The organism is Pseudomonas parafulva NBRC 16636 = DSM 17004 (genome assembly GCF_000730645.1).
GTDB classification, from domain to species: Bacteria; Pseudomonadota; Gammaproteobacteria; order Pseudomonadales; family Pseudomonadaceae; genus Aquipseudomonas; species Aquipseudomonas parafulva.
Map to the genome: position 1 here is coordinate 45,532 of NZ_BBIU01000014.1, position 12,848 is coordinate 58,379.

The 12,848-nt window shown below is 63.0% G+C and carries 14 protein-coding genes and 1 tRNA gene; 9 read left to right on the forward strand and 6 right to left on the reverse strand.

Translation table 11 applies throughout. The features are described from left to right. Window positions 1-7: 7 nt before the first annotated feature. A complete protein-coding gene (locus tag PPA02S_RS10735) occupies window positions 8-226 on the reverse strand; it encodes a DUF1127 domain-containing protein (protein WP_028634774.1) in 219 nt (72 codons plus the stop codon). 96 nt (window positions 227-322) lie between these two features. Here PPA02S_RS10735 and PPA02S_RS10740 point away from each other — a divergent pair, with 96 nt between their 5' ends. Then, entirely contained in the window at window positions 323-1,174 is an 852-nt protein-coding gene (locus PPA02S_RS10740; protein ID WP_042141622.1) for a LysR substrate-binding domain-containing protein, read from the forward strand. A gap of 10 nt (window positions 1,175-1,184) precedes the next feature. Here PPA02S_RS10740 and PPA02S_RS10745 read toward each other — a convergent pair whose 3' ends face one another. After that, complete coding sequence (locus PPA02S_RS10745; protein WP_028634772.1) at window positions 1,185-1,934, reverse strand: sulfite exporter TauE/SafE family protein; 750 nt, start codon at window positions 1,932-1,934, stop codon at window positions 1,185-1,187. Between the two features lie 246 nt (window positions 1,935-2,180). On the opposite strand from PPA02S_RS10745, the gene PPA02S_RS10750 reads away from it, so the two are divergent. Further along, a complete protein-coding gene (locus tag PPA02S_RS10750; protein WP_028634771.1) occupies window positions 2,181-2,636 on the forward strand; it encodes a MarR family winged helix-turn-helix transcriptional regulator in 456 nt (151 codons plus the stop codon). A 68-nt stretch (window positions 2,637-2,704) separates the two neighbouring features. On the opposite strand, the gene PPA02S_RS10755 is transcribed toward PPA02S_RS10750, so the two are convergent. Continuing rightward, the gene (locus PPA02S_RS10755) at window positions 2,705-3,277 is read right to left on the reverse strand and encodes an elongation factor P (RefSeq protein ID WP_028634770.1); all 573 of its coding nucleotides are present in this window, start codon (window positions 3,275-3,277) and stop codon (window positions 2,705-2,707) included. Window positions 3,278-3,325: 48 nt separating this feature from the next. Next, window positions 3,326-4,459 (reverse strand): elongation factor P maturation arginine rhamnosyltransferase EarP, encoded by a 1,134-nt coding sequence (gene earP, locus PPA02S_RS10760; RefSeq protein WP_028634769.1) that lies wholly within the window; start codon window positions 4,457-4,459, stop codon window positions 3,326-3,328. A 128-nt stretch (window positions 4,460-4,587) separates the two neighbouring features. On the opposite strand from earP, the gene PPA02S_RS10765 reads away from it, so the two are divergent. The 4 genes from PPA02S_RS10765 (at window position 4,588) to PPA02S_RS10780 (ending at window position 8,890) form a co-directional block, all read left to right on the forward strand. Beyond that, on the forward strand, window positions 4,588-4,968 hold the full coding sequence (locus tag PPA02S_RS10765) for a hypothetical protein (protein WP_028634768.1): 381 nt from the start codon (window positions 4,588-4,590) through the stop codon (window positions 4,966-4,968). A gap of 2 nt (window positions 4,969-4,970) precedes the next feature. After that, on the forward strand, window positions 4,971-5,441 hold the full coding sequence (locus PPA02S_RS10770) for a GreA/GreB family elongation factor (RefSeq protein ID WP_028634767.1): 471 nt from the start codon (window positions 4,971-4,973) through the stop codon (window positions 5,439-5,441). 55 nt (window positions 5,442-5,496) lie between these two features. Further along, on the forward strand, window positions 5,497-6,675 hold the full coding sequence (locus tag PPA02S_RS10775) for an MFS transporter (protein ID WP_028634766.1): 1,179 nt from the start codon (window positions 5,497-5,499) through the stop codon (window positions 6,673-6,675). An 82-nt stretch (window positions 6,676-6,757) separates the two neighbouring features. Further along, entirely contained in the window at window positions 6,758-8,890 is a 2,133-nt protein-coding gene (locus PPA02S_RS10780; protein ID WP_028634765.1) for a TonB-dependent siderophore receptor, read from the forward strand. Window positions 8,891-9,058: 168 nt separating this feature from the next. Here PPA02S_RS10780 and PPA02S_RS10785 read toward each other — a convergent pair. Next, window positions 9,059-9,148: transfer RNA gene (locus tag PPA02S_RS10785), tRNA-Ser, on the reverse strand. Between the two features lie 199 nt (window positions 9,149-9,347). Here PPA02S_RS10785 and PPA02S_RS10790 point away from each other — a divergent pair. The 3 genes from PPA02S_RS10790 (at window position 9,348) to PPA02S_RS10800 (ending at window position 11,861) form a co-directional block, all read left to right on the forward strand. Beyond that, entirely contained in the window at window positions 9,348-10,037 is a 690-nt protein-coding gene (locus PPA02S_RS10790; RefSeq protein ID WP_028634764.1) for a crotonase/enoyl-CoA hydratase family protein, read from the forward strand. 69 nt (window positions 10,038-10,106) lie between these two features. Continuing rightward, the gene (locus PPA02S_RS10795) at window positions 10,107-10,820 is read left to right on the forward strand and encodes a lysophospholipid acyltransferase family protein (RefSeq protein WP_028634763.1); all 714 of its coding nucleotides are present in this window, start codon (window positions 10,107-10,109) and stop codon (window positions 10,818-10,820) included. A 69-nt stretch (window positions 10,821-10,889) separates the two neighbouring features. Further along, on the forward strand, window positions 10,890-11,861 hold the full coding sequence (locus PPA02S_RS10800) for a magnesium and cobalt transport protein CorA (RefSeq protein WP_028634762.1): 972 nt from the start codon (window positions 10,890-10,892) through the stop codon (window positions 11,859-11,861). A 31-nt stretch (window positions 11,862-11,892) separates the two neighbouring features. Here the strand turns inward: PPA02S_RS10800 and PPA02S_RS10805 are convergent, their stop codons facing one another. Continuing rightward, on the reverse strand, window positions 11,893-12,624 hold the full coding sequence (locus tag PPA02S_RS10805; protein ID WP_028634761.1) for an amidotransferase: 732 nt from the start codon (window positions 12,622-12,624) through the stop codon (window positions 11,893-11,895). Window positions 12,625-12,848 lie beyond the last annotated feature (224 nt).

Below are 12,848 nucleotides of genomic sequence, written 5' to 3' on the forward strand. Positions count from 1 at the left end.
CCACGCTTCACTTGTGCAACGGGTCGTCCCAGAAGTGCCGCTCGCTTTCCTGGTGGATATCTGCACGGCTTAGCCCCAGGTCGTGCAGCGTTGCGTCGCTGAGGCTGGCCAGTTGCCGGCGCTGGCGATGCAGTTCCAGCCAGCGCGAGGGGCGCTGCAGGGCTGCACGCAACAGGTGCTTGAATGAAGAGGCCGGTGCCGGGATGGTGCTGTAGTTACCTTTCATCGTGAAGCCCTCCGTGTCGATGGCTTCAGTCTCGCGCCGGGCTTAAGATCAATCCAACGAATGTTTCTTATGCAAAGCATCTCGGAGATTGATGCAATGTCCCAGTACCAGAGCCTTGATGCAGATGTACTGCGCACCTTCGTGGCCATCGCCGACCAGGGCGGCTTCACCCGCGCAGGGGAAGTGGTCAACCGCACACAGTCTGCTGTAAGCATGCAGATGAAACGCCTGGAAGAAGACATTCTGCAGCGCCAGCTGTTCGAGCGCGACGGCCGGCAGGTGCGGCTTACCGCCGAAGGCCAGGTACTGCTGGGCTACGCCCGCCGCATACTCAAGCTGCACGGGGAAGTGTTCAATACCTTGCGGATGCCGCACATGGTCGGGGTGGTGCGCATCGGCACGCCGGATGACTACGCCATGCGCTTTCTGCCGAGCATTCTGTCGAGCTTCGCCAAGGCCTACCCGCTGGTACAGGTGGAGGTGCATTGCGACACGTCCAGGCAACTGATGCAGCGCCAGGACCTGGACCTGACCATCGTTACCCGCGAGCCCGGTAACGAAGTGGGCCAGCTGTTGCGCCAGGAGCGGCTGGTGTGGGCCGCGGCCGAAGGCTTCTGCCCCCAGGAGCAGCGGCCCATGCCCCTGGCATTGTTCAACACCGAATGCTTCTGCCGCGCCTGGACCTGCAACGCCCTGGAGGCACAGGGCATCGACTACCGGGTCGCCTACACCAGCCCCAGCCTGTCGGCGATCTTTGCCGTGGTGACTGCTGGCCTGGCGGTGACTGCCCAGCTGCAGAGCCTGATCGGCGGCAACATGCGCATCCTTGGCGAAAACGAGGGGTTGCCGCAGCTGCCCCTGGCCAACGTGATGCTGGTGCGCAGCCCGAGCGTTGCATCGCCCATTACCGACTGCATGGCCGACTACATCATCGAAGGCTTCAAGTAGCCGCCACCGGCTACAGCTCGAAGCCCAGCATGATGGCGCACACCACCAGGAACACGCAGAACATGCCACGCAGCACTTTTTCGGGTAATGCGTGGGCCAGTTTTACGCCCCAGCTGATGCTGAGCAATCCGCCCACCGCCAACGGGATGCCCACTGCCCAGTCCACACTGTGGTGCACGCCGTAGGTCACCAGTGTGACCAAGGTACTGGGCGCCGCCAGCGCCAGTGATAGCCCCTGTGCCACCACCTGGGTAGTGCCGAACACGCTGGTGAGCACTGGCGTAGCCACTACCGCGCCGCCGACGCCGAACAGCCCACCCATGGTCCCGGCAAAACTGCCCAGCACACCCAGCCAGGGCCAAGGGTGGCGCATTTCGGCGCTGGCTGGCGCCACCTTCATGAACAGGCGTGCGATATTCCAGAGCGCCAGCGCGATGAGAAAGCCGACGAAGCCCAGCCGCATCGAGTGAGCATCCAGCCCAACCGCCCAGATTGACCCTAACCAGGCGAATACGAAGCTGCACAACGACAGCGGCAGGGCATGGCGCAGCTCGATACGGTTGCGCTGGTGGTAACGCCATAGCGCCAGCAGCACGTTCGGCACCACCATCACCAACGCTGTGCCCTGGGCCAGCTGCTGGTCCAGGCCAAACAGCACGCCAAGCGCCGGAATGGCGATCAACCCGCCGCCAATCCCGAACAGCCCACCCACAGTGCCCAGGCCTGCGCCCAGCACCGCATACAACACCCACTCGATCATCCTGGCTCCGCTTCATCACGCTATGAAGCCGGCCATGCTAGCGACTGCAAGGCGGCAGGGGAACGCAAATACGCAGTGTCGTGAATTTGAAACGAACTCTGCTGGCGTATTGCTGCTCGAATTCTTCAAGAGCCGCTTGACCCTCGTCCCAGCCGGGCCGCGGGCGCTGCGCAGTGAATGACGCTGGTAGTGAGCGCACCAACCATCAGCGTGCGAGATTCTTATTCGACGAATTCAAGGACCTGCATGAACGCCGACACCAAAGCCACTGGCGCCGAGCTGCTCCTGGACAACCAGGTCTGCTTCGCCCTGCACTCCACCTCGTTGCTGATGACGAAGGTCTACAAGCCGCTGCTCCAAGCCCTCAACCTCACCTACCCCCAATACCTGGCCATGCTGGTGCTGTGGGAACATGATGGGCTGACGGTAGGAGAGATCAGCCAGCACCTGCTGACCGACCCAGGCTCACTCACCCCTTTACTCAAACGCCTGGAAAGCGAAGGCCTGCTCAAGCGCACCCGCAGCCGGGAGGATGAGCGGGTTGTGATGGTGCAGCTGACCGACAAAGGGCGTGCGTTGCAGGAACAGGCCAAGGAGGTGCCGCAACGTATCCTCGAAGCCAGCGGGCGCACACCTGAAGGGTTGCAGAAATTGCAGCAAGACTTGCTGGAGTTGCGCGACCGACTGCACAAGAGCCTGTAGCGGGCACAGCTTTCAGCATGCACAAAAAAACCCGGCAAGCGCCGGGTTTTTGCGTTACGCAAGAAGGCTTACTTCTTGGAACGGCCTTTGTACACGCCACCTTCGCGAGTGTCGATGTCGATCCACTCGTCGATGTTGATGAAGTCGGCAACCTGCAGTTCGGTACCGTTCTTTAGCTTGGCAGGCTTCATGACCTTGCCCGAGGTGTCGCCACGTGCAGCGTTCTCGGTGTAGACCACTTGGCGGCTGATGGTGGTCGGCAGTTCAACCGATACCAGGCGGCCTTCGAAGAACACGGCTTCGCAGACGTCTTCCATGCCTTCTTCGATGAACGGCAGAACGGCTTCGATGTCCTCGGCGTTCAGCTCGTACATGGTGTAGTCGGTGGTGTCCATGAAGGTGTACGAGTCACCGCTGATGAACGACAGGGTCGCTTCTTTGCGATCCAGGATCACGTCGTCCAGCTTGTCGTCCGCACCGTACACGGTTTCGGTCTTGTAGCCGGTCAGCAGGTTCTTCAGCTTGGTCTTCATGATCGCGCTGTTGCGACCCGACTTGGTGAATTCGGCTTTTTGTACCAGCCACGGGTCGTTATCGATCCGCAGTACGGTGCCGGGCTTCAGTTCTTTACCAGTTTTCATTACGCAGTATCCGAATCTGGATGGATTTATAAAAATCGAGGCCGCATATCATAGCCAATTTCGGTAAAACTGTACCAGCGTCATGGCAAGGTCCGGCTGGGCGGCCTGTTTTGCACACCATTGGCGGGCGTGGGCCTGCAGTTCCGGCCAGTGCACCATGAACCCGCGCCAGGCGGCGTCCATGTCCTGATGCATGTTCCAGGCCCGCCACAGGGTCAGCAGCGCGTGCGCGGCAGGCTCCGACAGGCCTTTGCGGTAAATCGCCAGGAACGCCTCGAGTTTTTCCCAGTGGGCGTTCTCTTCCTGCACGTAGATGTGCCACAGCATGGGCCGCCCGGCCCACTGGGCGCGCACGAACGAATCTTCGCCGCGCACGGCGTTGAAATCGCAGCACCACAGCAAGCGGTCGTAATCGTCCTGGCTGACGAAAGGCAACACCTGCACGGTCAACGTGCCACGCTGGTGAATGGCGCCTACCGCCAGTTCTGGCTCATTCAGCCAGGCGCAGAGCTCAGGCACGATGCGGCCCTGGGGCACCAGCATGTGGCTGGGGTTGGCCGCGCTGGCCAGGGCGTCCAGCCAGCCGCCCAGTTGCGGGTTTTCGTAGGCGAACAGCGAAATCAGTGCGGCGCCGGCCTGGGGCTGTACCCCAAGCCTGGCAAGGTGCCCGGCGCGCTGGGCAGGGTCGGCCTCGAACGCCACGCGGCGGGCCAGCAAACCGGCCTCACGCAGCAGCCCGCCCGTACGCTCGGTAAACCCGGGGAAGTAAAACACGGTGCGCAACCCATTGGGTTTGGGGGACGGCAAGCCATGGCAGCCCTCGACCCATTCTTCGGCGCTGAGGTATTCCAGGTTCAGCCACAAGGCTGGGGCCGGGCGGCTGCACAAGGCTTCGACATAGGCGTCAGGCAAGCGGCAACCGAACGCGGCAATCACCACGTCCGCCGTACCCGCGGGCGCCCACTCGGCCGGCCAGTGAAGCACCTCGACCCCCTGTTGCATTTGCCGGGCTGCGCCCAGGTCGGCCCCGGGGCACAACGGCACGAATGCCCGCAGGTCATCCACCCACAGGCGCACGGCCACCCCGTGCTCGGCAACCAACTGGCGAGCCAGGCGCCAGGTGACGCCGATATCGCCATAGTTGTCGACGACCGTGCAGAAGATATCCCAGGTGGCTTTCACGCGCCCCGCCCTCGCCCATGCCCAAAAGTGCGAATTCTGCGCATAAACTAAGGCCAACGAAAGCACCGTCGCGGATTATTACCCTGCCCATGCGACAATGCGCCCATTCTGATGCACAGGAGACTGCCATGCCCCGCCCCCGCGAATTGAGGATTACCCTCAGGCCTCTGCCTTTGATACTCAGCGTCGCGGTAGGCCTGTGGCTTGGCGCTGGCGCCATTGCACTAAGCATCTGGGCTGCGTCATTCATATGGCCAGAGGCGCCACGGCCATTGGACGAGGCCGCCACTACCAGCGCCCCGCATACAGCGCCCCCGTCAGCGGCTGCCGAAGACTCCCAAGCGCGCATGTTCGAGCAGTATAAAAAGGGGGTGCAGAAACAGGCGGCAGAAGCCGCCCAGGGCGACCCGCGCAACCTCGACAGCCCCAAGTGTCAGTTCTGGCTGCAACAGAACCGCACGGCGCCCACCGACAAAAGCCAGGCCAATGTGCTGGAGTTCTGCTACTGATCATGAACAAGCCGCTTTTACTGGCACAGATCGTTGCCACCCTCGAGCGTGACCTGGACGTGCTGACCCGCGCCGCGCAAACCGCCTACGAAACGGCAACAGCCGAAGAAAACGTTGCCGAGAACAAGTACGACACACTGGGCCTGGAAGCTTCATACCTGGCTACCGGCCAGGCGCGCCGCAGCGCCGAGATCCGCCAGGCGCTGCTCGGCTACCAACAACTGCTGCTGCGCGACTACGACCCGCACCGTGGCATTCAGGTGAGCAACCTGATCACCCTAGAGGATGAAAAGGGAGCCCGGCAGCAGCTGTTTCTGGGCCCCGCAGCCGCTGGTTTGAAGATTGCCGACGGCACCCAGGCAACCACCGTGATCACCCCTCGCTCGCCGCTGGGCCAGCAACTGATCGGCAAACGCGTTGACGATGAAGTGACGCTTGCCGCACACACCCTGGTGATCGTCGCCGCCACCTGAGCTACGACGCCTGCCCATAGCCACCTTTGTTTACACTGCCCGCCAAGAGACCCGTATGACCAACCCCACCCTCAGCCGCGCCCTGATCCTGCTGATGGCCACCGCCACCGGCCTGGCCGTGGCCAGCAACTACTACGCCCAGCCGTTGCTGCACAGCATTGCCGAACAGTTCGGCCTGAGCACCGCGGCTGCCGGCAGCATCGTCATCGCCGCGCAGCTGAGCTACGGCGCCGGCCTGCTGTTGTTGGCGCCCTTGGGCGACCTGTTCGAGCAGCGCCGCCTGATTACCGTGATGACCGCCATCGCAACCCTTGGGCTGATCATCAGTGCGTGCGCCCCGAGCCTGCCCTGGCTGATTCTGGGTACCACGCTTACCGGGCTGTTCTCGGTGGTGGCGCAAATCCTGGTGCCCATGGCCGCGTCCCTCAGCGCGCCCAACCTCAGGGGGCGCGCGGTCGGGACGCTGATGAGCGGCCTGTTGCTGGGCATTCTGCTGGCACGCACCGCAGCCGGCTTCATGGCCGAACTGGGTGGCTGGCGCAGCATCTATGTGCTGGCCGCCGTACTGATGGCTATTACTGCACTGGCCCTGCACCGCAACCTGCCACAACACCACAGCCATGCCGGGCTGAAGTACCCGGCGCTGATCGGCTCGGTGTTCAGGCTGTTTGCCCAGGAGCCGGTACTGCGCCTGCGTTCGCTGCTGGGGTTGCTGGCATTCAGCCTGTTTGCGTTGTTCTGGACGCCGCTGGCGTTCCTGCTGGCCAGCGAGCCCTACCATTATTCCGACGCGGTGATCGGCCTGTTCGGGCTGGCGGGGGCCGCGGGCGCGTTGTCGGCCAACTGGGCGGGCCGCCTGGCAGACCATGGCAAAGGGGCGCTGGGCACCACCGTAGGCCTGGTGGTGCTGTTGCTGTCCTGGGTACCACTGGGGTTCGCCCAGCAGTCGCTGGTGGCGTTGCTGCTGGGGGTGCTGATGCTGGACCTGGCGGTGCAACTGGTGCACGTCAGCAACCAGAATGCCGTTATCGCCCTGCGGCCCGAGGCCCGTACGCGGCTTAATGCGGGGTATATCACCTGCTACTTCATTGGCGGCGCCTTGGGCTCGCTGCTGGGTACACAGCTGTTCCAGCACCATGGCTGGCCGGGCATCGTGGTGGCAGGGCTGGCGATTGGCACCTTGGCGCTGCTGGTGTGGGGCCTGGCCCGCCGCGCAACGCCAGCCATGGCCTGACCCCAACGGCGCGCACTGATCGCTTCGGGCCGAAGGCGGCTGCTAAGATGCCGCCTTTTTCTTGGCCTTCAGGAACCTCGACATGCCTGCGTGCAACCCTCGCCTGCCCTTCAGCCTGCTCAGCCTGGGCCTGGCCTTGCAGTGCCCCAACGCCCTCGGCCAGGGCAGCCTGGAGCTGGCGCCGGTGCAGGTGTCCGATACGTATGCCGCAGGCAGCTACCAGGCAACCCAGGCCGCGGTAGGCGGCTTCCAGCCGGGCCCGACACTGGATACCCCCGCTTCGATCAGCGTATTCAGCCAGCAAATGCTGGAAGACCGCCAGGTGCGCCTGCTCAGCGAAGTGCTGCAAGGTGACGCCGCTGTGGGCGAAAGCTATGCGCCGGTGGGCTACTACGAAAACTTCAATGTACGAGGCTTTGAGCTCAATGCTGCCAGCAGCTACCGCGTCAACGGCCAGACCGTGGTCGGCGAGCAGAATGTGGCGCTGGAAAACAAGCAGCAGGTAGAGCTATTGAAGGGGTTGTCTGGCCTGCAGAGCGGTGTGTCCGCACCCGGGGGCCTGATCAATTATGTGACCAAGCGGCCTGAAGCGGTGCACAGCGTCACGCTGGCCGGCACCGACCAGGGTGGGCGCTACCTGGCCACCGACCTTGGCGGCTGGTTCGGCAGCGAGCGGCAGTTCGGCCTGCGTGCCAACCTGGCGCACGAGACCATCGGCTCGTATGTGGAGCACGCCGACGGCAAGCGGGACTTTGCCTCGCTGGCGTTCGACTGGCAGCTCAGCCCTGCTGCCACCTTGCAGCTCGATGCGGAATACCAGCACCGCGAACAACGCTCGGTGCCGGGCTATCAGCTACTGGGTGGCCGCGAAGTGCCCCATGGCATAGACCCCCATGACCGCCTGGCCTATCAGGGCTGGGCCAAACCGGTACAGAACGACTCTCTGAACCTGGGCGGGCGCTTTGAGTACCGCTTCAGCGACGCATGGGCCGCCACGCTCAGCGGGTCCCGCAGCAAAGCGATCATCGACGACTACAGTGCCTTTGCCTGGGGCTCGAGCGAAGGTGCGTTCTTCTCCGGCACTGGCGACTACGACATCTACGACTTCCGCAGCCCCGATGACACGCGCCGTATTGATGAAGTGCAGGCCACCGTGGATGGGCACTTCGATGCGCTGGGCGTGGGCCACGAGCTGACCCTCGGCACCAGCGCCCAGCGCCGTACCCAGGACCAGCGGCCCTATTACAACGCGTGGCTGGGTACCGGCAACATCGCCACCGGTGCCCCGGCCCTGGCGCCATCGAGCAACCCGGTGGGCGCCAGCCAGCGGCGCCTGGACAGCCGCCAGTACGGGCTGTTCGTCACCGACCGCATCCATTTCAGTGAGGCCTGGCAAACCGTGCTGGGCGCCCGCGAAGTACGCCTGGACGAACGAACCTGGGACCAGGACGGTGTTGCCGGGCGTCACACCCAGCAGTACCAGTTGCTGCCCAATGCGGCGCTTATCTACAAACCGCAGCCGGATACCACCCTATACGCCAGCTATACCAAAGGCCTTTCTGCCGGCGGCACAGCGCCGTGGTTCGCCAGCAATGCTGCCGAGATACTTGCCCCAACCCTGTCGCGCCAGCTGGAGGTGGGCGTGAAGCACGACTGGCAAGGCCTGAGCCTGAGCGCTGCCTTGTTCCAGATACGCCAGGCCTACCAGTACGCAAGGCCCGACGGCGGCGGCAGCTTCACCTACGTGCAGCAAGGCCAGCAGAAGAATACCGGGCTGGAGCTGGGGGCCACTGGCTGGCTTACGTCCAACCTGCAGGTGCAGGCCAGCGCAGCCGCCATTCGCGCGCGGGTGCAGGGCAGCGGCACTGAGGCCTATGAAGGCCACCAGGCGATCAACGTACCCAGGTTCCGGGCGGCCCTGTATGGGGAGTACAACCTGCCGGTGCCGGGGCTGGCGCTGCTGGGCGGCGGGCGCTACAGCGCCAGTAAGGCGGCCAGCAAAAACGGCGACGTGAAGGTGGGCGGGTACGCCGTGTTCGACCTCGGTGGCCGCTACCGCACACAGGTGGGTGGGTATGACACGGTGCTGCGGCTGACGGTGGACAACCTGTTCGACAAGCGTTACTGGCGCGATGTGGGGGATTACCTGGGGGACAATTACCTGTTCCAGGGTGCGCCGCGCACCGCCCGGCTGGCGGCGACGGTTAGCTTTTGATACCAAGGCACTGGATGAGTGGGGATGGCACCGGCTGCGCCGGTGTTCGCCGGTAAACCGGCTCCTACAGGATTGGGGGCGGGTTTCACCGCCCTCCTCCAGCCCTCACAAAACAGCCAGTAACAAAAAGCCCCCGGGCTTTTCAGCGCGGGGGCTCTTCGTAGAATGTGGCGGTGAAGAAGGGATTTGAACCCTTGATACGATTTCTCGTATACACACTTTCCAGGCGTGCTCCTTCGACCACTCGGACACTTCACCGTTTTCCCTTCAAGCCTTTCAGCCTGTCGAGGCGCGCTAATTTAGTGGAAGGTCTTTTCTTTGGCAAGCATTTTTTTCAAATTTTTCATGTATTTGCATCAGAAGCCCGGCAAGGGCTGACTGGCCAGTCAGCCTTGCTGCTTTACCTGGCCCTCGGCGCTGGGTAACGTCATCGCCACGCCAACAACAGGACTGCGCCATGAGCGAGCTGATTACCTACCACGCCGAAGACGGCATCGTCACCCTGACCCTGAACAACGGCAAGGTCAACGCCATCTCACCGCAGGTGATCGCCGCCTTCAACGAGGCCCTGGACCGTGCCACCGAAGCACGCGCCGTGGTGATCATTACCGGCCAGCCCGGCATTCTGTCTGGCGGGTACGACCTCAAGGTGATGACCAGCGGCCCCAAAGAAGCCATCAGCCTGGTCACTGCCGGTTCCACCCTCTCCCACCGCCTGCTGTCGCACCCCTTCCCCGTCGTGGTGGCGTGCCCGGGCAATGCCGTGGCCAAAGGCGCCTTCCTGCTGCTGTCGGCCGACTACCGCATCGGCGTCGAAGGCCCCTACAAGGTCTGCCTGAACGAAGTGCAGATCGGCATGACCATGCACCATGCGGGCATCGAACTGGCCCGGGACCGCCTGCGCCGCTCGGCCTTCCACCGGTCGGTGATCAACGCCGAAGTGTTCGACCCACAGGGCGCGGTGGATGCCGGCTTCCTCGACAAGGTGGTGCCCGCCGAACAACTGCACGACGCCGCCCTGGCCGCTGCACGCGAACTCAAGAAGCTGAACATGCTGGCCCACAAGAACACCAAGCTCAAGGTACGCAAAGGGCTGCTGGATGCGCTGGAGAAGGCTATCGAGCTGGACCAGCATCACATGGGCTGACCGCCTCTGTTTGCCCCAGCCAGTGCACAGCCGTACACTGACGGGCGACTGTCTGGTGTGAGTCGTACCATGCTCTACTGTGTTCGCATGTTCCTGCTGGGCCTGCATTTTCTGGCCGTGGGTGCCATCGGCCTGATCATTGGCCTGTGCCGCCCGTTCAACCCCGCCAACAGCCGGGTGTTCGCACGCCTTTACAGCGTGCCAGCCACTTGGCTGATGCGCGTCAAGGTCAAGGCGGAGGTGGGCCCGCTGTGGGACCAGCCGCCTGGCTGCGTCATCGTCGCCAACCACCAATCCAACTTCGACCTTTTTGTGCTGGGCCAGGTGGTACCGCAGCGTACCGTTGCCATCGGCAAGAAAAGCCTGGGCTGGATCCAGTTGTTCGGCCAGTTGTTCTGGCTGGGCGGCAACGTGCTGGTCGACCGCAAAAACGCCTACCAGGCGCGCAAGGCCCTGCAAAAGACCACCCGCGTACTGCAGAACGGCACGTCCATCTGGATCTTCCCTGAAGGCACGCGCAACCCCGGCGACACGTTGCTGGCCTTCAAGAAAGGCGCGTTCCACATGGCGATTGCGGCAGGCGTGCCGATCGTGCCGGTGTGCGTCAGCCGCTACGCCCGGCGCCTTGACCTCAACAGCTGGCACCCGCGCACGGTCAGCGTGCGCTCACTGCCCCCCATCGCCACCGCGGGCATGACCCAGCAGGACCTCCCCGCACTCATCGAGCAATGCCGTGCGCAGATGCAGCAATGCATCGACCACATGGAAGCCGAACAGCCCTGAGCTTGGTTGCTCTCTGGGCGGGGAAGGACCAAGCTGTAGCCCGTGTTCAACCGGAATAAGCGGGCAACCATGGGGCGAGTCGTGGCATCGGCGGTGTACACCGCCGGCAGAAAGGTCACCAACATCAGCATCGATGAAGGCAGCGAATGGGCCCGCAAGCCGGGCCATTTCGTGTGGATTGGCCTGGAGGAACCCAACGCCGAAGAACTGGCCAACCTGCAACGCCAGTTCAACCTGCATGAACTGGCCATCGAAGATGCCCTGGAAAAGCACAGCCGGCCCAAGCTGGAAACCTTTGGCGATGCCCTGTTCATCGTCACCTACTCGCCGGTACGCCACCAGGGGCGGCTGGAATTCATCGAAACCCATATTTTTGCCGGCAACGGCTACATCATCACCTGCCGCAACGGCCATTCGAAATCCTATGCCCTGGTGCGCCAGCGCTGCGAGGCCAGGCCGCTGCTGCTGGAACATGGCGAAGACTTCGTGCTGTATGCGCTGCTGGATTTCGTGACCGAGAACTACCAGCCGGTGAGCGAAGCCATCCACGCCGAGATCGAAACCCTGGAGCAAAGCGTGCTGGGCGGTTCGCTGCAGGAAAACGACATACGCCGCCTGCACAGCCTGCGCCGGGATATCCTGCGCCTGCGCCGCTATGTGGCGCCGATGGTGGAAATAAGCGAGGAACTCCAACGGCTGAGTTTCCCCTTCATCGACAAGAACATGCGCCCGTACTTTCGCGACGTGCAAATTCACGTGACGCGGCAGATGGAAGACTTGTCGAGTATCCGCGACATCGCCAGCCAGACCATCGAGATCGGCATGCTGCTGGAGTCGTCACGCCAGAGCATCGTGCAACGCAAGTTCGCCGCCTGGGCGGCCATTTTGGCCTTCCCTACGGCCATTGCAGGCATCTACGGGATGAACTTCCAGAACATGCCCGAGCTGAACTGGCACTACGGCTACTTCACTGTGCTGGGGGTGATCGGCTTGGGTTGCGTGGGGTTGTACGCCAGCTTCAAGCGCTCCGGCTGGCTTTGAGGTGGCCAGGGCCGCAACGCGGCCCTGCGCCTTACGCGGCGTCGTGTTTACCGACAGGTTGCTGGATAAACCGCAACATCCACTCACCCACCAGGTCGCCCTGGTGCTCGGTGGCCAGGCTGGCGATTGCGCGCTCATACACCTCATCGCCCAGGTGTTCCTGGCGCGCATTGAGCAACGCCCGCGAATAGTCGTTGACGAACTCTGGGTGGCCCTGGAAGCACAGCACCTGGTCGCCGATGTGGTAAGCCGCATTGGGGCAGAAGTCGCTGGATGCGATCACCGCCGCGCCTTCCGGCAGTTCGGTCACCTGGTCCTGGTGGCTGATGAGCAGGGTGAGTTCTGGCACCTGCGGGATCATCCATGGCTGCTGGGTCGCCAGCGAGTACCGGTGGGTACCCACACCCCAGCCCTGCTCCGCCCGCTCGGCCTTGCCCCCCAGGGCCAAGGCCAGCAGTTGATGGCCAAAACACACACCTAGCAACTTTTCACCGCGCGCGTACAGCTTCAGCAGGTAAGCCTTGAGGGTTTGGATCCAGGGATCGGAACCGAACGAATCCGCTTTGCTGCCCGTCACAAGGTAGGCGTCGAAGACTTCGTCGTCGGCGGGGTAATCGCCGTTCATCACGTTGTACACGCTAAATTGTGCCGCGATGGGCTGACGCGAAAAGAGCTGCTCGAACATCCTGCCGTAGCCCTGGTACTGGGCGGTCAGCTCCGGTCGCAGAACATCGGTTTCAAGGATGCAGATGCGTAACGACATAGGGTTAGTCCTGAACGACATGGGTGGGGATCAGGTGTAGAGCGTGACGCGAAAGGCACGTACAAGCAAGTAGGCTGCACTGACGAACGGTCACAACCGGTGGTCACCGGCAGCAGCGTCGCGCAGGCGTCTAGCCAGAGCATTGGACGGTGCACAGCGACCTTTACATAGCCAGAAATAATCAGCAGGCATCCGCTTAGAACAAAGGGTTCTCGATCATGGAT

Excerpts from the sequence above, each read along its gene's own strand:
- PPA02S_RS10735 (WP_028634774.1), bottom strand. The coding sequence starts at position 226 with ATGAAAGGTAACTACAGCACCATCCCGGCACCGGCCTCTTCATTCAAG.
- PPA02S_RS10740 (WP_042141622.1), top strand. The coding sequence starts at position 323 with ATGTCCCAGTACCAGAGCCTTGATGCAGATGTACTGCGCACCTTCGTG.
- PPA02S_RS10745 (WP_028634772.1), bottom strand. The coding sequence starts at position 1,934 with ATGATCGAGTGGGTGTTGTATGCGGTGCTGGGCGCAGGCCTGGGCACT.
- PPA02S_RS10750 (WP_028634771.1), top strand. The coding sequence starts at position 2,181 with ATGAACGCCGACACCAAAGCCACTGGCGCCGAGCTGCTCCTGGACAAC.
- PPA02S_RS10755 (WP_028634770.1), bottom strand. The coding sequence starts at position 3,277 with ATGAAAACTGGTAAAGAACTGAAGCCCGGCACCGTACTGCGGATCGAT.
- PPA02S_RS10765 (WP_028634768.1), top strand. The coding sequence starts at position 4,588 with ATGCCCCGCCCCCGCGAATTGAGGATTACCCTCAGGCCTCTGCCTTTG.
- PPA02S_RS10770 (WP_028634767.1), top strand. The coding sequence starts at position 4,971 with ATGAACAAGCCGCTTTTACTGGCACAGATCGTTGCCACCCTCGAGCGT.
- PPA02S_RS10775 (WP_028634766.1), top strand. The coding sequence starts at position 5,497 with ATGACCAACCCCACCCTCAGCCGCGCCCTGATCCTGCTGATGGCCACC.
- PPA02S_RS10780 (WP_028634765.1), top strand. The coding sequence starts at position 6,758 with ATGCCTGCGTGCAACCCTCGCCTGCCCTTCAGCCTGCTCAGCCTGGGC.
- PPA02S_RS10790 (WP_028634764.1), top strand. The coding sequence starts at position 9,348 with ATGAGCGAGCTGATTACCTACCACGCCGAAGACGGCATCGTCACCCTG.
- PPA02S_RS10795 (WP_028634763.1), top strand. The coding sequence starts at position 10,107 with ATGCTCTACTGTGTTCGCATGTTCCTGCTGGGCCTGCATTTTCTGGCC.
- PPA02S_RS10800 (WP_028634762.1), top strand. The coding sequence starts at position 10,890 with ATGGGGCGAGTCGTGGCATCGGCGGTGTACACCGCCGGCAGAAAGGTC.
- PPA02S_RS10805 (WP_028634761.1), bottom strand. The coding sequence starts at position 12,624 with ATGTCGTTACGCATCTGCATCCTTGAAACCGATGTTCTGCGACCGGAG.